Annotated in this window: 19 protein-coding genes and 1 tRNA gene; 16 read left to right on the forward strand and 4 right to left on the reverse strand. The window is 69.6% G+C overall.

Annotation, left to right across the window (positions count from 1 at the left end; translation table 11 throughout):
- On the reverse strand, nucleotides 1-440 hold a 440-nt coding region (locus VFS34_11460; protein ID HET9795070.1), incomplete at its 3' end, for an RsmE family RNA methyltransferase.
- A 72-nt stretch (nucleotides 441-512) separates the two neighbouring features.
- On the opposite strand from VFS34_11460, the gene VFS34_11465 reads away from it, so the two are divergent.
- Genes VFS34_11465 through VFS34_11500 form a run of 8 tightly spaced genes read left to right on the forward strand, consistent with a single transcriptional unit; the run spans nucleotide 513 to nucleotide 8445 of the window.
- On the forward strand, nucleotides 513-728 hold the full coding sequence (locus VFS34_11465; GenBank protein HET9795071.1) for a hypothetical protein: 216 nt from the start codon (nucleotides 513-515) through the stop codon (nucleotides 726-728).
- Nucleotides 725-1333 carry a thiamine phosphate synthase gene (locus VFS34_11470; GenBank protein HET9795072.1) on the forward strand — a complete coding sequence of 203 codons (609 nt, stop codon included), beginning with the start codon at nucleotides 725-727 and terminating at the stop codon, nucleotides 1331-1333. Before VFS34_11465 ends, VFS34_11470 begins: the two co-directional genes overlap by 4 nt.
- On the forward strand, nucleotides 1330-2757 hold the full coding sequence (locus VFS34_11475; GenBank protein HET9795073.1) for a mechanosensitive ion channel family protein: 1428 nt from the start codon (nucleotides 1330-1332) through the stop codon (nucleotides 2755-2757). The genes VFS34_11470 and VFS34_11475 overlap by 4 nt, the downstream gene beginning before the upstream one ends.
- Nucleotides 2754-3155, forward strand: coding sequence for a holo-ACP synthase (gene acpS / locus VFS34_11480; protein HET9795074.1), 402 nt, complete (start codon nucleotides 2754-2756; stop codon nucleotides 3153-3155). Before VFS34_11475 ends, acpS begins: the two co-directional genes overlap by 4 nt.
- A 42-nt stretch (nucleotides 3156-3197) precedes the next feature.
- A complete protein-coding gene (ileS, locus tag VFS34_11485) occupies nucleotides 3198-6107 on the forward strand; it encodes an isoleucine--tRNA ligase (protein HET9795075.1) in 2910 nt (969 codons plus the stop codon).
- Nucleotides 6104-6631 carry a signal peptidase II gene (lspA, locus tag VFS34_11490; GenBank protein ID HET9795076.1) on the forward strand — a complete coding sequence of 176 codons (528 nt, stop codon included), beginning with the start codon at nucleotides 6104-6106 and terminating at the stop codon, nucleotides 6629-6631. Before ileS ends, lspA begins: the two co-directional genes overlap by 4 nt.
- 20 nt (nucleotides 6632-6651) lie before the next feature.
- Nucleotides 6652-7446, forward strand: a complete 795-nt coding sequence (lgt, locus tag VFS34_11495; GenBank protein ID HET9795077.1) for a prolipoprotein diacylglyceryl transferase — start codon at nucleotides 6652-6654, stop codon at nucleotides 7444-7446.
- A 27-nt stretch (nucleotides 7447-7473) separates the two neighbouring features.
- Nucleotides 7474-8445 carry an RluA family pseudouridine synthase gene (locus VFS34_11500; GenBank protein HET9795078.1) on the forward strand — a complete coding sequence of 324 codons (972 nt, stop codon included), beginning with the start codon at nucleotides 7474-7476 and terminating at the stop codon, nucleotides 8443-8445.
- A 27-nt stretch (nucleotides 8446-8472) separates the two neighbouring features.
- On the opposite strand, the gene ald is transcribed toward VFS34_11500, so the two are convergent.
- The 3 genes from ald to VFS34_11515 form a co-directional block, all read right to left on the reverse strand.
- Complete coding sequence (gene ald, locus VFS34_11505) at nucleotides 8473-9609, reverse strand: alanine dehydrogenase (GenBank protein HET9795079.1); 1137 nt, start codon at nucleotides 9607-9609, stop codon at nucleotides 8473-8475.
- Nucleotides 9610-9797: 188 nt separating this feature from the next.
- Nucleotides 9798-11279: an aldehyde dehydrogenase family protein gene (locus VFS34_11510; GenBank protein ID HET9795080.1), complete on the reverse strand. Its 1482-nt coding sequence runs from the start codon at nucleotides 11277-11279 to the stop codon at nucleotides 9798-9800.
- Nucleotides 11276-11650: a polymer-forming cytoskeletal protein gene (locus tag VFS34_11515; GenBank protein ID HET9795081.1), complete on the reverse strand. Its 375-nt coding sequence runs from the start codon at nucleotides 11648-11650 to the stop codon at nucleotides 11276-11278. Before VFS34_11515 ends, VFS34_11510 begins: the two co-directional genes overlap by 4 nt.
- A gap of 186 nt (nucleotides 11651-11836) precedes the next feature.
- Between VFS34_11515 and VFS34_11520 the strand changes: the two genes are divergently transcribed.
- From VFS34_11520 to VFS34_11555, 8 genes are all read left to right on the forward strand, one after another.
- Nucleotides 11837-13273: a glycogen synthase gene (locus VFS34_11520; GenBank protein HET9795082.1), complete on the forward strand. Its 1437-nt coding sequence runs from the start codon at nucleotides 11837-11839 to the stop codon at nucleotides 13271-13273.
- 37 nt (nucleotides 13274-13310) lie between these two features.
- Nucleotides 13311-14606, forward strand: a complete 1296-nt coding sequence (locus VFS34_11525) for a glucose-1-phosphate adenylyltransferase (protein ID HET9795083.1) — start codon at nucleotides 13311-13313, stop codon at nucleotides 14604-14606.
- 16 nt (nucleotides 14607-14622) lie between these two features.
- Entirely contained in the window at nucleotides 14623-16731 is a 2109-nt protein-coding gene (gene glgP / locus VFS34_11530) for an alpha-glucan family phosphorylase (protein ID HET9795084.1), read from the forward strand.
- A 162-nt stretch (nucleotides 16732-16893) separates the two neighbouring features.
- Nucleotides 16894-18375, forward strand: a complete 1482-nt coding sequence (malQ, locus tag VFS34_11535; protein HET9795085.1) for a 4-alpha-glucanotransferase — start codon at nucleotides 16894-16896, stop codon at nucleotides 18373-18375.
- Nucleotides 18376-18386: 11 nt separating this feature from the next.
- The gene (gene glgB, locus VFS34_11540) at nucleotides 18387-20282 is read left to right on the forward strand and encodes a 1,4-alpha-glucan branching protein GlgB (protein ID HET9795086.1); all 1896 of its coding nucleotides are present in this window, start codon (nucleotides 18387-18389) and stop codon (nucleotides 20280-20282) included.
- Nucleotides 20279-22063 carry a DUF3536 domain-containing protein gene (locus tag VFS34_11545; protein ID HET9795087.1) on the forward strand — a complete coding sequence of 595 codons (1785 nt, stop codon included), beginning with the start codon at nucleotides 20279-20281 and terminating at the stop codon, nucleotides 22061-22063. The genes glgB and VFS34_11545 overlap by 4 nt, the downstream gene beginning before the upstream one ends.
- A 52-nt stretch (nucleotides 22064-22115) precedes the next feature.
- A tRNA-Gly gene (locus tag VFS34_11550) sits at nucleotides 22116-22190 on the forward strand.
- A gap of 661 nt (nucleotides 22191-22851) precedes the next feature.
- Nucleotides 22852-23286: hypothetical protein (locus VFS34_11555; protein ID HET9795088.1), on the forward strand; the 435-nt coding region annotated here is incomplete at its 3' end.

Here is a 23286-nt window from a genome sequence, read left to right on the forward strand (position 1 = left end):
CGGGGAGGCGCCGCCTGCCCGCTCTGCTCCGCCGCTTCCCGGACGATCCGCTCGAGCCGCGCCCGCCCGGACGCCGCTCCTTCCACGCGCTCGCGCTGCGCGCGGTCGCTCGCCACGATCGTCACGGCGCCCGCGCCGAGCTCCGTCGCCTTCTCGACGAGCCAGGAAAGCCGGGGAAGGCGGATCGCGGAGACGTAGAGCTCGATACCGGCGCGGGGCGGGGCTGCCGCGACTCGTCCGACCCGGACCTCCAGCGCGTCCCGCGAGATCCGCGCGATCGTCCCCTCCGCCTCGTTTCCCGCTCCGTCGGCGAGCCGCACGGCGCCGCCGGCCGCGAGGCGCCGGGCGCGCGCGTGCCGCCGCGCCCGCGCGTCGAGGGCGACGGTCGCGCCGGGCTCGAGGAGGCCGGCGACCGTGAAGAACGGGGGCGCCTTCGGCATGGCCGATTATCGCCGAGCGGGGGCGCCCCGGCGCGGAAGCCCGGGGTGTTCACGCTACAATTCCCGGATCGAATGCGCGAGGAGACGAAGAACTTCGGGGGGACGATCCTCTTCGTCTTCTACTGCGCGGGTGTGGGCATGTACCTGCTCCTGAGGCCGTGGGCCCCGGACACCGGTCCCGCCTCGCCGTACCTGCGCGGATTCATCTCCGGGCTCGGGCTCGTCCACCTGGTGGTGGGCGCCAACGACTTCCGCCTGCTCCTGCGGCGGATCACGGAAGGCTCGTGAAAACCCTCTGCGTGACCGGCCGGTCCACCGCTTCCGACGCCGATTACGAGCGCCTCCTCGGCGGATTCCGCGAGTCCGCCCCGGACTATTTCGAGGTGCGCGACAAGGGAGCGGCGGACCGCCGCGTGCTCGAGCTCCTCCGGACGGCCGTCGGCGCGCTCGGGGCCGGACGCGTGCTCGCCAACGGACGTTTCGATCTGGCGATCGCCGCGGGGGCCGCGGGCGTCGTCCTGCCGGAGGACGGCCTTCCGGTCGCGCCGGTGAGGCGCGAAACGCCGCGCGGGTTTCGCGTCGGCAAGTCGGCGCATTCGCCGGAGGACGCGCTCCGGGCCGCCCATGACGGCGCCGACCTCGTGCTCCTCGGACCGATCTTCGACACGCCGTCGAAGCGACGATACGGCGCTCCTCTGTCGCCCGCCGCCGTCGAGGCCGTCGGCGATTCGTGGCCGGCCTCGGCAGAGCTCTTCGTGATCGGAGGCGTGGACGTCGATCGTCTCGCCGACCTCGCGCCGATCCGCGGCCGAATCGCCGGCTTCGCGGCGATTCGCGCGTTCGAGGAGGCGGACGATCCCGGCGCGGTCGTCCGCGAAGCGAGGCTTCGATGACGAACGGCGCGCGCGCTCCCCTCGTCGTCCGCCGCATCATCGGACCGCTCCTCCTCACGATCGTCGTCGCCGGCGCGGTCCTCCTGATCCGCGACCTCCGGATGTCGCCTCTCCGCGACGCGACCCACGACTGGGGGACGTTCGCGATCGGCCTCGCGCTCCTCCTCCTCGCCACCCGCCTCGCCAACTACCTGTTCTTCGACGTCGTCTTCCGGCTGCGCCGGAGGACCGAGGCGCCGCTGCTGCTGCGCGAGATGGTCGCGATCCTCGTCTTCTCGATCGGGTTCGCTCTCCTCCTGCGCGGTCTGCTCTCGGTCCACCTCACGGCGGTGCTCGCGACCTCGGCCCTGATCACCGCGGTCATCGGCCTCGCGCTCCAGGACACGCTCGGGAACCTCTTCGCCGGCATGGCCCTGCACCTCGAGAAGTCGCTCCAGGTCGGCGACATGGTGCGCGTCGGGGAGGCCGTCGGGTTCGTCGAAATGCTCTCCTGGCGCGCGATCCGGGTCCGGACGCTCCTCGACACGATCATCCTGCTTCCCAACAGCGCCGCCGCCCGCGACCGGCTCGAGGTCTTCCCGCGTTCCTCCCCGGCGCCGATCGCCCACGCGATCCGGATCGGGCTGGACTACCAGACCTCCCCGACGAAGGCGATGGCGACGATCCGGTCGACCGCGATCGGCGTCCCCGGCGTCGCCGCCGTTCCGCCGCCGCGGGTCTACATCGTCAACTTCGCCGACTTCTCGATCGTCTACGAGCTCCGCGTCTGGCTCGAGGACTACTCCATGTTCCTCCCGGTCGAGACCGCGATCCGCGAGCGGCTGTGGTTCGCGATCAAGCGGGAAGGGATCACGATCCCGTACCCGGTCTCCGTCCGGTATCAGTACCAGCGTCCCTGGGAGGAAGTCCCGGCCGCGGAGCCTCCTCCGGTCCTCGACCTCGTCGAGCTCTTCTCCCCGCTCACCGACGCCGAACGCCGCGTCCTCCGATCGCATCTCGTCCATCTCGAATTCGGGCCGGGCGAGCCGATCGTGGAGCAGGGGGACGTCGCCGACTCGCTCTTCGTCGTCGAAACGGGTGACCTGTCGGTCCTCGTTCGCCACGGAGACGGCACGACCGTCGAGGTCGGAACGCTCGGCCCCGGCGACGCGTTCGGGGAGATGGCCCTCCTGACCGGCGAGCCGCGCGCCGCGACGGTCAAGGCGAAGACCCCGGCGAGCCTGTATCGGATCGACCGGGAAGCGCTCGCTCCGGTCCTGAAAGGCAACCCGCAGCTCGCCGTCGAGATGAGCCGGCTCGTCGAAGGGCGCCGGGAGATCAACGAAGCGATGCTCGCGAACTCGCCCCGCGCCGAGGCGCGCGTCGCGACGGATTCCGTCCTCGCGAAGGTCGCCCGCTACTTCGGTCTGGAAGGCTTCGAGTGATCCCCTTCACGTTCCGTCTGGGACTCGATCTCGCCGAGGTCGACCGGATCGCGCGCGCGATCGACCGGTGGGGGGAGACGTTCCTCGAGCGGCTCTTCAACGCCGGGGAGGTCGACCGGCGGCGCCGTCACCCCGCGGCGTTTTCCCAGCACGTCGCCGGCCGGTTCGCCGCGAAGGAAGCGGCGATGAAGGCGCTCGGCACCGGATTCCGCGGTCTGTCCTTCCGCGAGATCGTCGTCGGCCGGGAGACGTCGGGAAAGCCGAACCTCCGCTTCCAGGGAAGGGCGAGCCGGCTCGCCGAACGCCTCTCCGTCGCCTCGGTCGAGCTCACGATCACTCACACGGAGCGGACCGCGGCGGCCGTCGTCCTGCTCGTCTGCGCCCCGCCGATTTCTTGACGGGAGCCTCCTCGACTTGCTAGTTTGGGCGGTTCGAACACCATGAGCGACGCGCCCGACTACAAGTCCACGCTGAACCTCCCTTCGACGGCGTTCCCGATGAAGGCGGAGCTCGCGCGCCGCGAGCCGGAACGCCTCGCCGCGTGGAAGGGAATGGATCTCGAGGGGAAGGTCCGGGCGGCGTCCGCCGGCCGCGAGAAGTGGGTCTTCCACGACGGCCCCCCGTACGCGAACGGGCACACTCACCTGGGGACCGCGCTCAACAAGATCATCAAGGACGCGATCGTCCGGTCGCGGACGATGGAGGGGTTCGACGCGGCCTTCGTCCCGGGATGGGACTGCCATGGACTCCCGATCGAGCGCCAGGTCGACAAGGAGCTCGGAGCGAAGCGCCGCGAGATGTCCGACCTCGAGATCCGCCGCGCCTGCCGCGCCTACGCGGAGAAGTTCGTCGCGATCCAGATGGAGGAGTTCGAGCGGCTCGGCGTCCTGGCCGAATGGAGCCGGCCGTACCTCACCATGGCGTTCCCGTACGAGGCCGAGATCGCCCGCTGCTTCGGCGAGTTCTACGCGCGGGGGCTCGTCTACCGGGCGCTCAAGTCGGTGAGGTGGTGCTTCACGGACCGGACCGCGCTCGCCGAAGCCGAGCTCGAGTATTCGGAGAAGAGCGACCCCGCGATCCTCGTCGCATTCCGGTTCGCCGAGGCGGACGAGGTGGCGGGACGGTTCGAGGGAATGCCGGTTTCGGCGGAGGCCCTCCGCCAGCCGATCCGCGCGGTCATCTGGACGACGACGCCCTGGACGATCCCGAGCAACGCCGCGATCGCCGTCCATCCGGAACGCGAATACGTGCTCGCGACGACGAGCGGCGGCCATTTCGTCGTCGCGCGCGATCTCCTGGAACGCACCGCGAAGGACGCGGGATGGACGGACGTCGAGATCACCGGCGTGGTGCCGGGAGCGCGGCTCGTCGGTCTCCGCTACGAGCACCCCCTGCCGGCGGAAGCCCGCGCGCGGCTCGACGACCCGGAGAAGGCGTTTCGCGTCGTCGCGGCCGACTACGTGACGATGGATACCGGCACGGGCCTCGTGCACACCGCGCCCGGGCATGGCGAGGACGATTTCCGGACGGGACAGCGGGAGGGCCTCCCCGTGCTCTCGCCGCTCGACGACGCGGGCCGCTTCACGGAGGAGGTGCCGCGGTACCGGGGGACGAAGGTGCTCGACGCGAACCCCCGGGTCATCGAGGATCTCCGGGAGGCCGGCGCCCTCGTCCACGCCGACTCGAATTACCGCCACGAGTACCCTCATTGCTGGCGGTGCCGCAACCCGGTGATCTTCCGCGCGACCGAGCAGTGGTTCGTCGATCTCGAGAAACCGGGCGAGAACATCCGGGAACGCGCCGCAGAGGCGATCCGCCGGGTCCGGTGGATCCCCGCGTGGGGAGCGGAGCGGATCGGCGGGATGGTCGAGAACCGCCACGAGTGGTGCGTGTCGCGCCAGCGCCGCTGGGGGTCCCCGATCACCGTCGTTTCCTGCGCTTCCTGCCGGGCGGTCTTCCCCGACCCGAAGGACCCGGAAGCGTGCGGCGCCTTCTTCGCGAAGGTCGTCGCGGCGTTCCGCGAGGCGGGCGGCGACGCGTGGTTCGACCCGGACCGTCCGGCGGCCGCGTTCCTCCCCGAGGGATTCCGATGCTCCTGCGGCGGAACCGAGTTCGTCAAGGAACGCGACGTCCTCGACGTCTGGTTCGACTCCGGCGTCTCGCACGAGGCGGTCCTGAAATCCGGCGTCTGGCCGGACCTCCGCTGGCCGGCCGACGTCTACGTCGAGGGCCACGACCAGCATCGCGGATGGTTCCAGTCGTCGCTCCTCACGTCCGTCGCCCTGGAAAACGGCCAGGCGCCCTTCCGAACCGTGATCACGCACGGCTTCGTCGTCGACGGCCAGGGCCGCAAGATGTCGAAGTCGCTCGGGAACGTCATCACTTCTCACGAGATCGTCGCGAAAGAGGGCGCCGACGTCCTGCGGCTGTGGGTTCTCGGTCTCGACTACCGCGAGGACCAGCCGCTCTCCCCGGAGATCGTCGCGCGGACCTCCGACGTGTACCGGAAGATCCGGAATACGGCGCGCTACCTGCTCTCGAACCTCTTCGATTTCGACCCGGAGCGCGACGCCGTCGCGGATTCCGCGCTCCTGCCGTTCGACCGCTGGGCGGTCGCCCGGGCCGTGGAGCTCGAGCGCCGGGTCCGGGCGGCGTTCGAGGCGTTCGAGTTCCACGCCGGGGTCCGCGCGATTCACGACTTCTGCGTCGTGTCGATGTCCTCGCTCTACCTCGACGTCCTCAAGGACCGCCTTTACGCGTCGGCCGCCGCCTCGCCCGAACGGCGGTCGGCCCAGAACGCCCTGTACCGGATCGGGCGCCGGCTCGCCACGCTGACCGCGACGATCCTCCCCTTCACCGCCGAGGAGATCTACGAAGCCCTCCCGGGAAAGCGGGAACAATCGGTCCATCTCGAGCGTTTTGCCCGCATGGATGCCGAACCCCTGCCCGAACCGGTCGAGCGCGCCTGGGAGCGTCTCTTGAGCCTGCGCGAAGAGGTCACGAAGGTCCTCGAGGATCGCCGGAAGCAGCGGGTGATCGGCTCCTCGCTCGAGGCCGCGCTGACGTTCTCCGTCGACCCGGCCCTCGCCGAGGACCGTCGCCGGACGGGGTGGGAAGGCCTTCCGTTCGCCGACTTCTTCATCGTGTCCGATCTGGACGAAGCCGCGGCCCCGCTCGAGATCGCGTCGGCCGCCTATCCCGGGCTGACGTTCGCGTTCCGGCGCGCCGCGGGGCGCAAATGCGCCCGGTGCTGGAAGGTCCGACCCGAAGTTCCGGAGGGAGGCGTGTGCGAGCGCTGCCGGTCCGTCCTCACCCCGGACGGGCGCGCGAGCGCCGGCGCGGCACCGTGAAGAAGGCGATCCTTTCCGAGAACACGCTCTACCGCTCGGGGTACCTCCTCGTCTCCGTCGCGGTCCTCTTCCTCGACCAGTGGAGCAAGGGGACGATCACCCGGGCGCTCGGTCTCCACGAATCGCGGGAGGTCCTCGGCGATTTCTTCCTGCTGACCTCGGTGCGGAATTCGGGCGCCGCCTTCGGGCTCTTCGCCAACGTCGAATCGTCGCTGAAGTCGATCTTCCTGAACGCGGTCGCCGTGGCGGCGTTCGTCGCCGTCAGCCTCTACGCGTTCCGCTCGCACTTCAAGAGCGTCCGCCTGCAGCTCGGCCTCGCGCTCGTTCTGGGCGGAGCGGTCGGGAACCTGGTCGACCGGGTCCGCTTCGGGTACGTCGTCGACTTCCTCCTGTTCGGCCTCCGGGGACATTACTGGCCCGCGTTCAACGTCGCCGACTCGGCCATCTGCGTCGGGGTGGGGCTCCTGGCGCTCGACATGCTCCGCCAGAAGGCGCCCGTCTCCCCGGCTCCCGGCGCGCCATGAGCCGATCCCTCCCCCGCTGAATGCACCCGAAGCTCGTCACGATCGGCGCCTTCTATCTCCCGACCTACGGGGTGATGCTCGCGATCGCCTACCTCGTCGCGATCGCGCTCCTGACGAAGAAGGCGGAGCGGGAGGGTCTCCCGAAGAACGAGATTTCGGATCTCTCGATCGCGATCCTCGCGGCGGCCATCCTGGGCGCCAAGGCCCTGCTCGCGATCGTCGACTTCAAGGAATACCTCGCCGACCCGGCGAGCGCGTCGGAGCTGATCCGTTCGGGAGGCGTGTTCCAGGGCGGCCTCATCGCCGCGACGGCCGTCGGACTCTGGTACATCCGCCGCCACCGCCTCCCGGCGTGGCGAATCACCGACATGGCGGCGCCTTCGATCGCGCTCGGGGAGGCGATCGGCCGGTGGGGATGCCTCGCGGCGGGCTGCTGCTACGGAAAACCGACGAACGTCCCGTGGGCGATCACGTTCCGGAATCCGTTCGCGCACGACGCCGTCGGGACGCCGCTCAACGTCCCGCTCCATCCGACGCAGATCTACCTCTCGATCAACGCGCTCATCCTCTTCGCGATCTGCGAATGGGTGTACCGGCGCAAGACGTTCGACGGCGAGGTCTTCTGGGTCTACGTGCTCGGGTACGCGCTCACCCGCGGGGTGATCGAGGAGTTCCGGGGCGACCTCGTCCGCGGGTTCGTCATCCCGGGGGTCCTCTCGACCGCCCAGTTCATCGGAATCCTGATGGCGATCGCCTCGATCGTGATGCTCCTCGTCCTGCGCCGCCGGGGCGCGGCGGCCGCCCAGGAGATCTGAACTCGTCTTCCGGCCGATAATCGATCCATGACCCTTCGCCGCTTCGACGTCGGCCGCGCGAGCTCCGGCCGCCGTCTCGACCGCTTTCTCGCCGCCGTCTGCGGCGACATCTCCCGCTCCCGGCTCCAGCGGCTGATCGAAGACGGCGCGGTCCGCGTCGACGGAGCGGTCGAACGGCGCGCGTCGAGGACGACCGCCGACGGGCAGACGGTCGAGCTCCAGCTTCCGGAATCGCCGCCGAAAACCGCGCTCGTGGCGGAGGACATTCCGCTCGAGATCCTGTACGAGGACGACCAGCTCCTGATCCTGAACAAGCCCCCCGGGCTCGTCGTCCATCCGGCCCCCGGACACCACTCCGGGACCGTCGCGAACGCGATCCTCCACCACTGCCGGGAGAACCTGCCGGCGGGAGGCGATCCGCTCCGCCCCGGCATCGTGCACCGGCTCGATCGCGAGACGTCGGGCGCTCTCGTCGTCGCCAAGACCGATCGCGCGCACGAGTCGCTCGCCCGGCAGATGAAGAAGCGGCAGATCCGGAAGGAGTACGTCGCGCTCGCCGCGGGACGCCCGCCGCTCCGGAAGGGATCGATCGAGCTCGCGATCGGGCGCGACCCGAGGGATCGGAAGCGCATGAAGGGTTTCGCCGCTCCCGCGCCGCCGGCGATCCGCGAGGCGAAGACGCTCTACGCGATCGAGCGGGAGTGGCCGGCGCTCGATCTCGCGCTGCTCCGGTTGACGCTCGTCACCGGGCGGACGCACCAGATCCGCGTCCATCTCGCCGCGATTCGCTGTCCGGTCATCGGCGATCCCGTTTACGGCCGCCCGCGGTACGAAACGGTGCGCGACCCCGGGTTGAAGCGCCTGCTCGCGTCGTTCCCCCGGCAGGCGCTCCATGCCGAACGGATCGCGTTCCTCCACCCGGTCACCCGGGTCGCGGTCGACGTCACCGCGCCGTGGCCCGAGGACCTGCGCGTGCTCCTGGCGGCGCTACCCGGCTGAAAGCTCTGGCGCCGCACGGCGGCGCGGCTACGCGCGCGCCGCCGCGACGCCCTTGAGAAGAGCCGAGAGCGGAGTGAAGGGTTTCCCCTGCGCCTGCGCGACCGCCTCGTACGTGATCCGCCCGTCGAAGGTGTTCACGCCTTCCGCGAGGTTGCGGTTTTCCGAGACGGCCCGGGCGAATCCCTTGTTCGCCAGCTCCAGGGCGTAGCGGAGGGTCGAATTCGTGAGCGCGAAGGTCGATGTCCGGGCGACCGCGCCGGGCATGTTCGCGACGCAGTAGTGGATGACCCCGTCGACCGTGTAGACCGGATCGGAGTGGGTCGTGGCGTGCGTCGTCTCGAAGCAGCCGCCCTGGTCGACCGCGACGTCGACCGCGACGGCGCCCTTCTTCATGACCCCGATCAGGTCGCGGGTCACCAGCTTCGGCGCGGCCGCCCCGGGGATCAGAACGGCCCCGACGAGGAGATCCGCGCGCCGGCATCCCTCCTCGAGGGTGTGCGGGTTCGACGCGACCGTCTTCACGCGGCCGAGGAAGATGTCGTCGAGCTCGCGCATCCGGTCCGGCGACATCTCCAGGATCGTCACGTCCGCGCCCATGCCGGACGCGATCCGCGCCGCGTTCGTTCCGACGACGCCCCCGCCGATGATCACGACGTCGGCCGGGGGAACGCCCGGCACCCCGGAGAGGAGCACGCCGCGCCCGCCGTTCGATTTCTGGAGGTAGTACGCCCCGACGTGCACGGACATCCGGCCCGCGACTTCGGACATCGGGGTCAGGAGCGGAAGCGTTCCGTTCCTCCCCGTGATCGTCTCGTAGGCGACGCCGGTCACCTTGCGCTCGAGGAGCACGTCGGTCAGCCTGCCCGCCGGGGCGAGGTGCAGGTACGTATAGAGGATCTGGCCGGCGCGCATGCGCCCGTATTCCGGTTCGATCGGCTCCTTCACCTTCACGATCATCTCGGCCCGCGAGAACACCTCGTCGGCGGTGCCGACGACGCGGCCGCCGGCCGCCACGTATTCGGAGTCGTCGATGCCGGATCCGACCCCGGCGTTTCTCTCGACGACGACCTCGTGTCCTCCCTTCGTGAGGGCGGCCACGCCCGCCGGGACGAGCCCGACGCGGTTCTCGTTGTCCTTGATCTCTTTCGGGAGGCCGACGATCATCTGATACCTCGCTGTCGGACGCCTTTCGGTGCGGACCGCGCAGAGTCTAGAAGAAAGCCGAGGCCGGCGAAAGGGTCGATCGCACGACCGAAGAGGCGTGACCGATCGTCTCCGGCATCGAGTGAAGCGCGACGACCGTCAGGTGCGGCGAGACGGGTGGAAAGACGCGACCCGTATCGCCGTACCGGCTAACTGTCGATCTGGGCTTTCTGGAGCCGTCCCGAGAAGTCCACGTAGATCGACTTCCATTCCGAGAACACGTCGATGCCGGCGACCCCCGCCTCGCGATGCCCGTTGCCGGTGTCCTTGACTCCCCCGAACGGAAGGTGCACCTCGGCGCCGATCGTCGCCGCGTTCACGTAGAACAGGCCCGTCTCGAAATCCCGCATCGCCGTGAACGCCTTGTTGACGTCGCGCGTGTAGATCGCGCCCGAGAGCCCGTAGGCGACGCCGTTGGCGACGTCGATGCCCTCCTCGAGCGAGTCGACCGGGATCACCGTCGTCACCGGCCCGAAGATCTCCTCGCAGGAGACGCGCGCGTCCCGCTTCGCCTCGAAGATCGTGGGCTCGTGGAACCACCCCTTCCCCCAGGCGCCGTCGGTGAGCTTCCGGCCGCCCGTCAGGAGCTTTCCCTCTCCCTTGCCGATCTCGACGTACTTCGCGACCGTCTCGCGCTGGGCCTCGGAAACGCACGGCCCCATGTCGACGCCCTCTTCGAGGCCGTTGCCCACCCGGACCTTCTTCGCCCGCGCGACGAGCCGCTCCTCGAATTCCGCGAGCACCTTCCGATGCACGAGGAGGCGCGACGACGCCGTGCAGCGCTGGCCGGTCGTCCCGAACGCGCCCCAGACCGCGCCCTCGACGGCGAGATCGAGGTCCGCGTCGTCCATGACGAGGATCGCGTTCTTCCCCCCCATCTCGAGGTGGAAGCGCTTGTTCTGCTTCGCGCACTCGACGCCGATCGCCTTGCCGACGGCGGTCGAGCCGGTGAACGAGATCACGCGGACGTCCGGGTGATGGACGAGCGGATCGCCGACCTCGGAGCCCCCGCCGGTGACCACGTTGAAGACGCCGGCCGGCAGGCCCGCCTCTTCGAATACCTTCGCGAGCTCGATCACGGAAGCCGGGGTGTCGGTCGCGGGCTTGATGACGATCGTGTTGCCGCAGATGAGCGCCGCCATCGACTTCCATGCCGGGATCGCGATCGGGAAGTTCCACGGGGTGATGAACCCGCAGACGCCGATCGAGTCCCGCACCGCCATCGCGAACTTGTTCGCGAGCTCCGAGGGGGCGGTGACGCCGAAAAGGCGCCGCCCCTCGCCGGCCGCGAGGAAGGCCATGTCGATCGCTTCCTGCACGTCGCCGCGGGTCTCCGCGAGCACCTTCCCCATCTCGCGCGTCATGAGCCGCGCGATCTCTTCCTTGCGGCGCTTGAGGATGTCGCCGGCGGCGTAGAGGATCTCGGCCCGCTTCGGCGCGGGCGTGAGACGCCAGGAACGGTAGGCGGCGCGCGCCGCGGCGACCGCGTCGTCGACGTCCTTCGCCGTCGACTTCGGATACGTCCCGACCAGATCGTCGCGGTCCGCGGGGTTTCGGTTCTCGAAGGTCCTTCCGGAAACCGAGGGGACCCATTTCCCCCCGATGAAGTTGCGGTTCTCCGTACTGCTCATTTGTGCTCGCTGACGATGGCGGGCGGCGCCGCCGGTTTCCCCGGTTCCGACGGGCGCGTCCCCTCGGAGCGCGCGCTCATGTCCACGTTGCCGCGGAAGTGCGCGCCCTCCGAAATGACGATCTTCGGGGCCCGGATGTTCCCCTCGAGCGACCCCGACGGGAGGAGCTCGACCCGCTCGTCGGCCGTCACGTCCCCCTTGACGCGCCCGGCGATCGTCACGTTCTTCGCGTGGATCTTCGCGTCGACGTGCCCGGCGCTCGAGATGACGAGGTCCTTGCGGAGCTCGATCGTCCCCTCGACGCGGCCGAGGACCTCGACGTCCTCGTCGCCGGAGATCTCCCCGATGAGCTTGATCTGGCTTCCGATCACGGTTTTTCCTCCCTTGGTCGTCGACGGAGCGGGACGGGGTGGGGCCGGGACCGGCGGTCCCGCGGGCGCCGGGGGCTTGTCGCTGGGTTTTCCGCTGAATAAGGCCATAAGAGTTCGAGTGTAGCAAAGTCGCGCCGGGTCGAACCCCGCCCAATGGGCAGGTTCGTCTCCCTTTATGATTGGCGCGTGCGCGTCCTCTTCCTCGCCGCCGAAGCCGCCCCTCTCGTCAAGGTCGGCGGCCTGGGAGACGTGGCCGGCTCCCTTCCCCGCGCGCTCGCCGCTCTCGGGATCGACGTGCGGGTCGCGATTCCCGACGCGAGGCCCCTCGAGGAACGACGCTTCGTCCCGCGCCCGGTCGCGACGTTTTCCGTCTCCGCCGCCCACGGCGACGAAGTCGCGGCGGTCTCGGAGGTGGACGTCGACGGCTTCCCCTTCCTCCTGGTCGGCGGCGCGCCGATCCCCCGTTCCGGCCGGGTGTACGGAAACGGGATCGGCGAAGACGGACCGAAGTTCGCGTTCTTCTGTCGCGCCGCTCTCGAGCTCTGCCGGCGGTCCGGCTGGAAGCCGGACCTCGTCCACGCCCACGACTCGCATGCGGCTCCGGCCGCCGCGTGGCTCTCGGAGGCTTCCGGCGACCCGTTTTTCCGCGACACCGCTTCGCTGGTGACGATCCACAACCTCCCGTACATGGGGACGGGCGCCGGCGCCGCGCTCGCCGACTACGGGATCCCCGTGGACGGGGACGGGCTTCCCGAGTGGGCGCGGGGGGCCCTGCTCCCCGTCGGGATCGCGCGCGCCGACGAGATCAGCACCGTGAGTCCCACGTACGCCCGCGAGATCCTCACTCCGGAGTACGGGTGCGGACTCGACGCGCTCCTGCGGAGCCGCGCGGACCGCCTGACGGGAATCGTCAACGGCCTCGACCTCACGGTGTGGGATCCGTCCGCGGACTCCGCCCTCGCGCGCCGCTTCGACGCCGCGCGCATCGACGCGCGCGACGAGAACCGCGACGCTCTCCGGCGCGACCTCGGCCTCGAAAGCGATCCGGCGGCGCCGCTCGTGGGAATCGTGTCCCGGCTCGACGACCAGAAGGGCTTCGACGTCGCGGCTCCCGCGCTCGCCCGGTGGCTCGCCTCGGGGGGGCAGCTCGCGGCCCTCGGGACGGGCGATCCCGCGGTCGAGAGAGGGCTCGGGGAGCTCGCCGCCGCGCATCCCTCGCGCGCCGCCGTCCGCTTCCGCTTCGATGCGGACCTCGCCCGCCGGATCTACGCGGGAGCGGACATGTTCCTCATTCCCTCCCGGTACGAGCCGTGCGGCCTCACCCAGATGATCGCGATGCGCTACGGATGCGTGCCGGTCGCGCGGGAGACGGGCGGGCTCGCCGACACGATCCGTGACGCGGCGGGAAGCGCCGGCACCGGCTTCCTCTTCCCGACGCTCGACCCGGACGCGATCTCCGGCGCCCTCGAACGCGCCCGGGCGCTCCGCGGAAACCGCCCGGCATGGCGTTCGCTCGTCCTTCGCGGAATGGCCGAAGACTTCTCCTGGACGCGCTCGGCCCGGGCCTACGATGCCCTCTACGTCCGCGCCGCCGCCCGCCGGCGGGAGACCGTCGCCCGATGAGGGCGTCGGGAACGTCGCCCCATGAAGGGCGTCGAGGATGTCGAGCCGTCCAGGGGCGCGGCACGGAAAGTTCGATGACCCGCCCGGGAGCCGCGTCCTGAAGACCCGGGCCGTCATCCTCGCCGGCGGTGAGGGTTCGCGCCTGGGCGTCCTCACGGACAAGCGCGCCAAGCCCGCCGTCCCCTTTGCCGGGAAGTATCGGATCATCGACTTCACGCTCTCCAACTGCGTGAACTCCGGGCTCTTCGACGTCATGATCCTGACGCAGTACCGCCCGCACTCGTTGAACGAGCACATCGCCGCGGGCCGCCCCTGGGATCTCGACCGCAGCTTCACCGGCGGCGTCAAGATCTACCAGCCGTATCGCGGGCGGCTCGCGACCGACTGGTACAAGGGGACGGCGGACGCCGTCTTCCAGAACCTCTCGTTCGTGGAACGCGAAACGCCCGACTTCGTCCTGATCCTCTCGGGCGACCACATCTACAAGATGAACTACGCCGAGATGATCGACTTCCACGTGTCGAACCAGGCGGATCTCACGATCGCGACCCTCGAGGTCACCCGCGAGGAGGCGACGCGGATGGGGATCCTGGGCACCGACGCGGAGGCCCGGGTGACCCAGTTCGTCGAGAAGCCCTCCGACCCGCCGGCGACGCTCGCGTCGATGGGCATCTACGTCTTCGGCGCGCCCCTCCTTTCCCGCGTGCTCCTCGAGGACGGCCGCCGGCGCGATTCGACGCACGATTTCGGCAAGGACGTGATCCCGCGCCTGATCCAGGAAGGTTTCCGCGTCCTCGCGTATCCGTTCCGCGGCTACTGGGTCGACGTCGGGACGATCGAGGCGTACTGGCGGACGCACATGGACCTCCTCCGGACGCCTCCGCCTTTCAACCTGAACGACCGTTCCTGGATCATCCGGACGGTCTCCGAGCACCAGCCGCCCGTGCGAATCCAGGATGGCGCCCTCGTCCAGGACAGCCTCGTGACCGACGGCTGCGTCATCGCGCCCGGCGCGCGGGTCGAAAACAGCATCCTCTCCCCGGGGGTCCTCGTGGGGCCGCGAGCGGTGCTCAAGGAGTCGGTCGTGCTCTCCGGGGCGGTGATCGAGAGCGGCGCCCAGCTGCGTCGGACGATCGTCGACAAGCACGTCGTGATCGGGCACCACGCGCGGATCGGAGGAATGGGGCGCGCGGGCGAGCCGCCCCTCCTGACGACGCTCGGCAAGAACGCGGTGATCCCCGAGCACGCGGTCGTGCCGGCCGGGGCCACGGCGGCCGCGGACGCGAAGGCGGTCGAGTTCGCCCCGGCGAAACCCGCGCGCGCGCCCGTCTGATATGCTCCCGCGCCGTTTGGAAACGCCTCTCCGGAAACACCCTCCCCTCCCCGCGGTCCCCGAGGCGATCGCCGCGCTCGCCGATCTCGCGTTCGATCTGCGCGCCTCCTGGCGCCCCGAGGTCGCGCGCCTCTTCGCCGGCCTCGACGGCGCGCTCTGGACGGCGACGCGCCAGAACGCGGTCGCCCTCCTCCAGCGCGTTCCGGCCCAGGTGCTCGATGCCGCCGCGAGCGACCCCGGGTACGTGGCCGCCGTCGCGGCGGTGCGGCGCGCGCTCGAGGAAGCGGACGAACGGCCGTCCCCGCTCGCTGGCGCCTGCGAGCTCGAGGAGCGCGGCGAGCGCATCGCCTATTTCTGCGCCGAGTTCGGCGTCGCGGAATGCCTCCCGATCTACGCCGGCGGCCTCGGCATCCTCGCCGGCGACACGCTCAAGTCCGCTTCCGACCTCCGCGTGCCGCTCGTCGGCGTCGGCCTCTTCTATCGAGAGGGATATTTCCGCCAGGCGCTCTCCGACGAAGGGCGGCAGGAGGAGCGCAACCCGCCCGCGGATCCGGACGCGCTCCCCCTCGCGCTCGCGATCGGCCCGGACGGGATGCCCCTCGAGATCTTCGTCGACTTTCCCGGACGGCGAGTCGGCCTGGCGGTCCGGCTCGCGCGGGTCGGAGCGACGCCTCTCGTCCTCCTCGACTCGGATCTCGAGGGAAATTCTCCCGCCGACCGCGCGATCACGCACCGCCTCTACGGCGGCGACGCCGAGAATCGGCTCCAGCAGGAGATTCTCCTCGGCATCGGCGGGATGCGCGCCCTCGACGCGCTCGGCTGGCGCCCCGCCGTCCGTCACCTCAACGAAGGACACGCGGCGTTCGCGACGCTCGAACGCATCCGCCAGCTCGTCCGCGAGGAAGGACTCCCGTTCGCCGAGGCGCGGCGCGCCGGCGCCGCGGGGAACGTCTTCACGACCCATACGCCCGTTCCCGCGGGAATCGACCTCTTTCCCCACGACCTGATCGAGCCGTATTTCGCGGACCTGGCCGCCGAGATCGGTCTCTCCACGGGCGACTTCTACGCGCTCGGCGCCGAGATCGTCGATCCGGAACGCAACCTCTTCTCGATGGCCGCCCTCGCCCTCCGCCTCAGCGCGAAGACGAACGCGGTCTCGAAGCTCCACGCGCGCGTGGCCCGCGGCCTCTGGCAGAAGATGACGCCCGAAACGCCCGTCGACGAGGTGCCGATCTTCCCGATCACGAACGGCGTGCACCGCGACACGTGGACGGATCCCGACATGCGCTTCGAGGACCCGAAGCGGGCCGATCCGCCCGAGATCTGGCGACGCCATCAGGGTCTGCGGCGCCGGCTCGTCGTGCGCTGCCGCGAGATCCTCGGAAGCGACGTTCTCGACCCGGAGGCGCTGACGATCGGCTTCGCGCGGCGCTTCGCCACGTACAAGCGCGCTCCCCTCGTCTTCACCGACCCCGACCGACTCGCGCGGCTGATTCACGCCGAGGGCCGGCCCCTCCAGTTCGTTTTCTCGGGTAAGGCGCATCCGCACGACCAGCCGGGCAAGGAGTTCGTGCATCGGATCGTCGGCTTCTCCCGGGAGGATCGCTTCCGCGGGCGCGTCGTCTTCCTCCCCGACTACGACGTCGACATCGCGCGCCTCCTCGTTTCCGGATGCGACGTCTGGCTCAACAACCCGGAGCGTCCGCTCGAGGCTTCCGGGACGTCCGGAATGAAAGCGGGGATGAACGGGGTCCTGAATCTCTCGGCGCTCGACGGCTGGTGGGACGAGGCCCCGCGCGAGGAGACGGGGTTCACCTTCGGCCTCGCGCAGGACCATCCCCCCGCCGACCTCATGGCTCAGGCGCTCTACACGGTGCTCGAAAACGAGGTGATCCCGCTCTTCTGGGAGAGAAACGGCGACGGCGTGCCGCGAGGCTGGGTGGAGAAGATGCGCGGATCGATGGACCGGATCGGCGCCCTCTTTTCCACCGACCGGATGATCGGCGAATACCTCGACGTCGCGTGGATCGGCGCCGCGCGGCGCTCGCAGCGAGGGGAGGCGGGAGCACGCGCCGCCGCCGCCGCCCGTCCCCGAAGAGATTCGGAGCTCGCCGGAAAGGAGTGAGCCCCCGATCCGCCGGCCGGACCTCGGCGGAAATCCGAATTCGAATCCCGAAACCCGGAACGCATCGATGAAGAGTCGATTTCAGGAAACGAGGCGGGTCTTGGCCGTTCCCGATTCGAATTTCGCTCCGGCTTCCGGTTTCGATATTCGAGGCTCGTCCCGATGACTCGCCGCCTCGGACTCCTCCTCCACCCGACGTCCCTTCCCGGCCGATTCGGGCGCGGGGATCTCGGACCGGAGGCGGATCGGTTCCTCGAGTGGATGCACGAAGCGGGCGCCGGGGTCTGGCAGGTGCTCCCGCTGGGGCCGTGCGGCTACGGCGACTCTCCGTACGGCGGCGCCTCGGCGTTCGCCGGAAACCGCTACCTGATCTCGCCGGAGCGGCTCGTCGCCGACGGATGGCTCGACGCCGGGGACCTCGAGACCGCTCCGCCGCCCGTCCGTCCCGATGACTCCGCCGCGTTCCGCGAAAGCCTCCTCGATCGCGCCTGGCGTCGTTTTCGGGGGAATCCCCCGCCGGATCGCCTCGCGGCCCTCGACGCGTTCCGCCGCGACGCCGCCCGGGCGCGATGGCTCCCGGACTGGGCCCTCTTCACCTCGATCAAGGCGGATCGGCGCGGCGCCCGCTGGACGGAGTGGCCCGCCCCGCTCGCGCGGCGCGAACCCGACGCGCTCGCGGAGGCCGCCCGGCGGCTCGCGGACGAGACCGCCAAGGAGGAGTTCGTGCAGTTCCTCTTCTTCACGCAATGGGACGCCGTCCGCCGGCGCGCCTTCGAGCTCTCGATCGCGGTCTTCGGCGACATGCCGATCTACGTCGCTCACGACAGCGCCGACGTCTGGACCCACCCGGAGCTGTTCGATCTCGACGACCGGGGCGAGCCGGTCGCGGTCTCGGGCGTGCCGCCCGACTACTTCAGCGCGACCGGGCAACGCTGGGGCTCGCCGCTCTACCGATGGGACCGCTGCCGGGAGCAGAAATGGGCGTGGTGGATCGACCGGTTCCGCTCGAATCTGGCGCTCGCCGACCTCGTTCGGATCGATCACTTCCGGGGATTCGCCGGATTCTGGGCGATTCCCGCGTCGGAGTCGACGGCCATCGCCGGAGAATGGCGCCGGGGGCCCGGAAGGGAGCTCTTCGATGCCGTCCGCGAAGCGGTGGGAGGAGGACTCCCCTTCGTCGCCGAGGATCTCGGGGTGATCACTTCCGACGTCGTCGACCTCCGCGACCGCCTCGGCCTTCCCGGCATGCGCGTCCTCCAGTTCGGGTTCGACGGCGACGACAGCCCTCACTTGCCGCACCGCCACGTCCCGAACTGCTTCGTCTACACCGGGACGCACGACAACGACACGGCGCGCGGCTGGCTGGACCGCGCTCCCGCCGCCGAACGGTCCCGCGCCCTCGACTACACCGGGAGCGACGGCTCCGATTTCCCCTGGAGCCTCCTCCGCACCGCGCTCGAGTCGGTCGCGGAAACCGCGATCGCGCCCCTCGCGGACGTCCTCGGCCTCGGAAGCGAAGCGCGCCTCAACACCCCCGGCAACCCGGAGGGCAACTGGAAATGGCAGGCGCCGCCCGGCGCGTTGTCGCCCGCGCTCGCGGCCCGGCTCCGGCGGTTGTGCGCCCTGACCGGGCGGGCGAGATAGATTTCGGGGTCATGACGAAGGACCGGCGCGGCGGCCTCACCTCCGACGACGTCTGGCTGCTGAACGAAGGAAGGCACTTCCGCCTGTCCGAGAAGCTCGGATCGCATCCCGATCCGGAGAGCGGCACGACGCGATTCGCGGTCCTCGCCCCCGATGCGGGCGAGGTCTCGGTCGTCGGCGATTTCAACGAATGGGACCCGGCGGCCTGTCCGCTCCAACCCGTCGGGCAGTCGGGCGTCTGGGAGGGATCGGCCGCGGCTCCCCGGGGCAGCCGGTACAAATACCGGATCGCCTCCCGCGGAACGGGGTATCGGGTGCAGAAAGCCGATCCCTTCGCGTGGATGCACGAGACCCCGCCGAACACCGCGTCGATCGTCTGGGATCTCGACTACGCGTGGCAGGACGAGGAATGGATGGCGACCCGCGGCCGCCGAAACGCCCTCGACGCGCCGATCTCGATCTACGAAGTCCACCTCGGCTCCTGGCGGCGCGGCGCCGATGGGGTCACCTACCGGGGAATCGCGGCGCCGCTCGCCGAATACGCGGCCGAATCGGGATTCACGCACGTCGAGTTCCTCCCGCTCATGGAGCACCCGTTCACCGGCTCGTGGGGATACCAGACGACCGGCTACTTCGCGCCGACGAGCCGTTTCGGCCCTCCCCAGGACCTGATGTACCTGATCGACACGCTGCACCGCGCGGGGATCGGGGTGATCCTCGACTGGGTCCCCTCCCACTTCCCGACCGACGAGCACGGCCTCGCGTTCTTCGACGGCACCCATCTCTACGAGCACGCCGATCCGCGCCAGGGATTCCACCCCGACTGGAAGAGCGCGATCTTCAATTACGCGCGCAAGGAAGTCCGGAGCTTTCTCGGATCGAGCGCCCTCTTCTGGCTCGAGCGCTACCATGCCGACGGCCTCCGCGTCGACGCGGTCGCGTCGATGCTCTACCTCGACTACTCGCGGCAGGAGGGGGAGTGGATCCCGAACGCGCACGGCGGCCGCGAGAATCTCGACGCGATCTCGCTCCTGCGCGAGATCAACACGGAGGCGTACCGGCGTTTCCCCGACGTCCAGATGATCGCGGAGGAATCGACCGCGTGGCCCGGCGTCGCGCGACCCGTCGACGCGGGCGGGCTCGGGTTCGGCCTGAAGTGGGACATGGGATGGATGAACGACACGCTCTCCTATTTCGGCCGGGACCCGATCCACCGGCGGTACCATCACGACGAGCTCACGTTCCGGCTGCTCTACGCCTTCTCCGAGAACTTCCTCCTTCCGCTCTCGCACGACGAGGTCGTGCACGGCAAGCGGTCGCTCCTCGAAAAGATGCCCGGCGACGACTGGCAGAAGTTCGCCAATCTCCGGCTGCTCTTCTCCTACCTGTTCGTCTCGGCCGGCAAGAAGCTCCTGTTCATGGGCGGCGAGCTCGGCGAGCGCCGGGAGTGGAGCCACGACGGCGAAATCGACTGGGGGCTCCGCGCGGCGCCGTGGCACGAGGGAGTCCGCCGGCTCGTCGCCGATCTCAACCGCCTCTACCGCGAGTTCCCCGCGCTCCACCGGCTCGACACGTCGCCCGAGGGGTTCGAGTGGATCGATTGCCGCGACGCGTCGCGCAGCATCCTCGCGATCCTCCGCCGCGGCGGCGTCGGACCCGAGGTCGTCGCGGTGCTGAATTTCACGCCTCTCCCGCGCGAGGACTACGCCGTCGGATTTCCTTCCCCCGGCGCGTGGCGGGAGATCTTCAACAGCGATTCGGGCCACTATGCCGGTTCGGGCATCGGCAACCTGGGGCGGATCGCCGCCGTCGCCGAGCCTCTCCACGGCCGGCCCGCGAGCGCCTCGATCACGATTCCGCCGCTCGGAGCCGTCTTCTTCGCGCCCGAGGAGTCCCCGTCGCGATGAGCGAGCGGGCGGTCTGCATCCACGGGCACTTCTACCAGCCTCCCCGCGAAGACCCGTGGACGGGGGAGATCGAAAGGCAGCCCTCCGCCGCTCCCTACCACGACTGGAACGAACGGATCACCGCGGAATGCTACGGCCCGAACACGGCGGCCCGGATCCTCGACGCGGCCGGGCGCATCGAAGCGCTCGTCGACAATTTCTCCCGGATCAGTTTCGACCTCGGGCCGACCCTCCTCTCCTGGCTCGAGGAATACGCGCCGCGGGTGTACGCCGCGATCCTCGCCGCCGACCGGGAGAGCGCCCGGAGGTTCTCCGGGCACGGGTCGGCGATCGCGCAGGCCTTTCATCACGCGATTCTCCCCCTCTCCTCGGCGCGCGACCGGCGCACCGAGGTGCTCTGGGGAATCCGCGACTTCGAATCGCGGTTCGGCCGGTCTCCGGAGGGGATGTGGCTGCCCGAGACGGCCGCCGACGTCGAGACGCTCGAGACCCTCGCGGAGCTCGGCGTCCGGTTCACCGTGCTCGCGCCGGGGCAGGCCGCGCGCGTCCGGCCGCTCGGCGGCGAGGAATGGACGGACGTCTCCGGAGAGCGCGTCGACACGACCCGGCCGTACTTCGCTCCTCTCCCGTCCGGACGCCGGATCGCGCTCTTCTTCTACGACGGAGCCCTCTCGCGGGCGATCGCCTTCGAACGCCTGCTCGACAGCGCGGACGACTTCGTGGCGCGGCTCGTCGGCGCCGGCGACCAAGGGCTCCTCCACGTCGCGACCGACGGCGAATCCTATGGTCACCACCACGCGCACGGCGACATGGCCCTCGCCGCCGCGCTCGCGCGGCTCGAGAACGGATCCACGGCCCGGCTCACGAACTACGGGGAGCACCTCGAGAGGCGGCCGCCGCAGGACGAGGTCGAGATCGTTCCCCGGAGCTCCTGGAGTTGCGCGCACGGCGTCGGCCGGTGGGAGCGCGACTGCGGCTGTCATATCGCCGGAGGCTCGCAGCTCTGGAGGGGGCCGATGCGCGCCGCGTTCGACTGGCTCCGCGACGAGCTCGCTCCGCGGTTCGAGGATCGCGCCGGAGAGCTCCTCGTCGATCCCTGGAAGGCGAGGGATGACGCCCTCGTCCTCTTTCGGGACGGCCGGCGCGGCGAAGAGGCGTTCTTCGCCTGGAACGCGCGGCGCCCTCTCACCCGCGGCGAGCGCGGCGAGGCGTTCCGTCTCCTCGATCTCCAGCGCCAGACGCTCCGGATGTACACGAGCTGCGGATGGTTCTTCGACGACGTCGCCGGTCTCGAGGCGCGGCAGGTGATCCGCTACGCCGCCCGCGCGCTCGAAATCGGCGAGGAGGTCTTCCGGGAGCCTCTCGAATCCCGCTTCCTCGAGATCCTGAGGGAAGCGCGCGGGAACGACGCCGAGCTTCCGGACGGCGCCGCCGTGTACGAGCGGTACGTCGGGTCCCCGGGGCTTCGCAATCCCGCCCACCAGGAGGCCCGGGATCCGGGGCGCGCGATGTCGCGGGCCGTCACCGGGCTCGCCGAAGGCTGCGAGAACGATCCGTCGGACGCCCCCCTCCTCGCGGTGTGGCGGAGGGTCGTCGAACTGTCCGCCGGGCTCCCGTTCCCGGTCGCCTTCTGGAACGCGCAGAACGTGTACTACCGGCTGCGGGAGAAGGCCGAGACGTCGATGCGGAAGAAGGCCGCCGCCGGAGACGCCTCCGCGGCCGAATGGCTCGCGGAATTCGGAAAACTGGGAGAGCTCCTCGGTTTCGCGCCCCGGCCATGAACCGCCCGCCGGGGTTGTGAGGGGTACCCGCCTCGGCTAGAATCCGGGGCGGGCGGGCATAGTTCAGCGGTAGAACGTCAGCTTCCCAAGCTGAATGTCGTCGGTTCGATCCCGATTGCCCGCTCCAACAATCCCATCGACTTCGCCCCCGGGCCCGTTCGCCGGGATCGTTCCGGCGAGGAATGAGGCATGGGCGGCCTTGAGGCAATTGAATCAAGCGGACGTGCCCGCTTATTGATAAATGCTCTGGAATGACGCCCTCAGGGGGCACGCCGGCGTCTGAGTAGGAGTCCCGGTTCAACGTTCGAGTTTCGATCAAAAAACGATGACCAAAAAATGGCAACTCGGTGCGCACGATCCGTCAAGATTTTTCACGGAAGCGACTGAGCGGTCTGGTCCTCGGCTCGGTCCGTGTGAAGTTAAATCGCTGCTAGCACTGTACTTCTGGACAGGGAAGGGATTTCACGTCTGATCAAAATTACGGTTGCGGGGGCGGCAGAAGGTTTGCTAGATTCTCCCCCAGCCCAGCAAGATCTTCCGAAATGCGAAGTCGCCCGGCGAGCAATCGCGAGGCGTCTTGGCATGTCAGAACGTCACGCGACCGAAGAGCCTTCGCTCGGCGCCTCACCTTCCGGATGGGTAGGCTCTTACGGTCCCATCAATGGAAAAATCTTTTTACGGGACTCGTTGTGGAGGGAGGCCGCCTACGGATTTTCGATCAATGGAAAACGATCTCAGATCGCTGATTGAGTGAGTCAACGTTCTCTTTTGGAAAGGAAGGAATGGAGATGACAGCCACCAGGCCCTGGAAAGTCCCGATCAATTTCGTCCTCACCCTTTGTACCGCGTTTCTTCTGACCGCTTCGACGGCGTTCGCCGTCGGCACCGCGGACGTTGCCGTGACGAAGAGCAACGACACGGGTGGAACCGCGGTTGCAGGCCAGACCGTGACGTACACGATCACCCTCCACAACTTCGGCCCGAACGGAGCGACCCAGATCCACATCTCGGACTCCATGGATGTGCATCTCATCAACATCGTCGCCAACGCGACGGTGCCCGACAACTGCACGATCACCAATCAGGACATCCTCTGCGACATCCAGGGAATCGGCAACAACGGCGACGACACCATCATCATCACGGCGCAGGTTGACCCCGCGACACCCGCGACCACGGTCATCCAGAACTGCGCGACGATCACCGGCGCGAACCAGACCGAC

It is taken from the genome of Thermoanaerobaculia bacterium, assembly GCA_035717485.1.
Lineage (GTDB): Bacteria > Acidobacteriota > Thermoanaerobaculia > UBA5066 > DATFVB01 > DATFVB01.

Coding starts and splice junctions, on each gene's coding strand:
- VFS34_11465 (HET9795071.1), top strand. CDS start 513: ATGCGCGAGGAGACGAAGAACTTCGGGGGGACGATCCTCTTCGTCTTC.
- VFS34_11500 (HET9795078.1), top strand. CDS start 7,474: ATGACCCTTCGCCGCTTCGACGTCGGCCGCGCGAGCTCCGGCCGCCGT.
- VFS34_11510 (HET9795080.1), bottom strand. CDS start 11,279: ATGAGCAGTACGGAGAACCGCAACTTCATCGGGGGGAAATGGGTCCCC.
- ald (HET9795079.1), bottom strand. CDS start 9,609: ATGATCGTCGGCCTCCCGAAAGAGATCAAGGACAACGAGAACCGCGTC.
- malQ (HET9795085.1), top strand. CDS start 16,894: ATGACTCGCCGCCTCGGACTCCTCCTCCACCCGACGTCCCTTCCCGGC.
- VFS34_11545 (HET9795087.1), top strand. CDS start 20,279: ATGAGCGAGCGGGCGGTCTGCATCCACGGGCACTTCTACCAGCCTCCC.
- ileS (HET9795075.1), top strand. CDS start 3,198: ATGAGCGACGCGCCCGACTACAAGTCCACGCTGAACCTCCCTTCGACG.
- lgt (HET9795077.1), top strand. CDS start 6,652: ATGCACCCGAAGCTCGTCACGATCGGCGCCTTCTATCTCCCGACCTAC.
- glgB (HET9795086.1), top strand. CDS start 18,387: ATGACGAAGGACCGGCGCGGCGGCCTCACCTCCGACGACGTCTGGCTG.
- VFS34_11525 (HET9795083.1), top strand. CDS start 13,311: ATGTCGAGCCGTCCAGGGGCGCGGCACGGAAAGTTCGATGACCCGCCC.
- VFS34_11475 (HET9795073.1), top strand. CDS start 1,330: ATGACGAACGGCGCGCGCGCTCCCCTCGTCGTCCGCCGCATCATCGGA.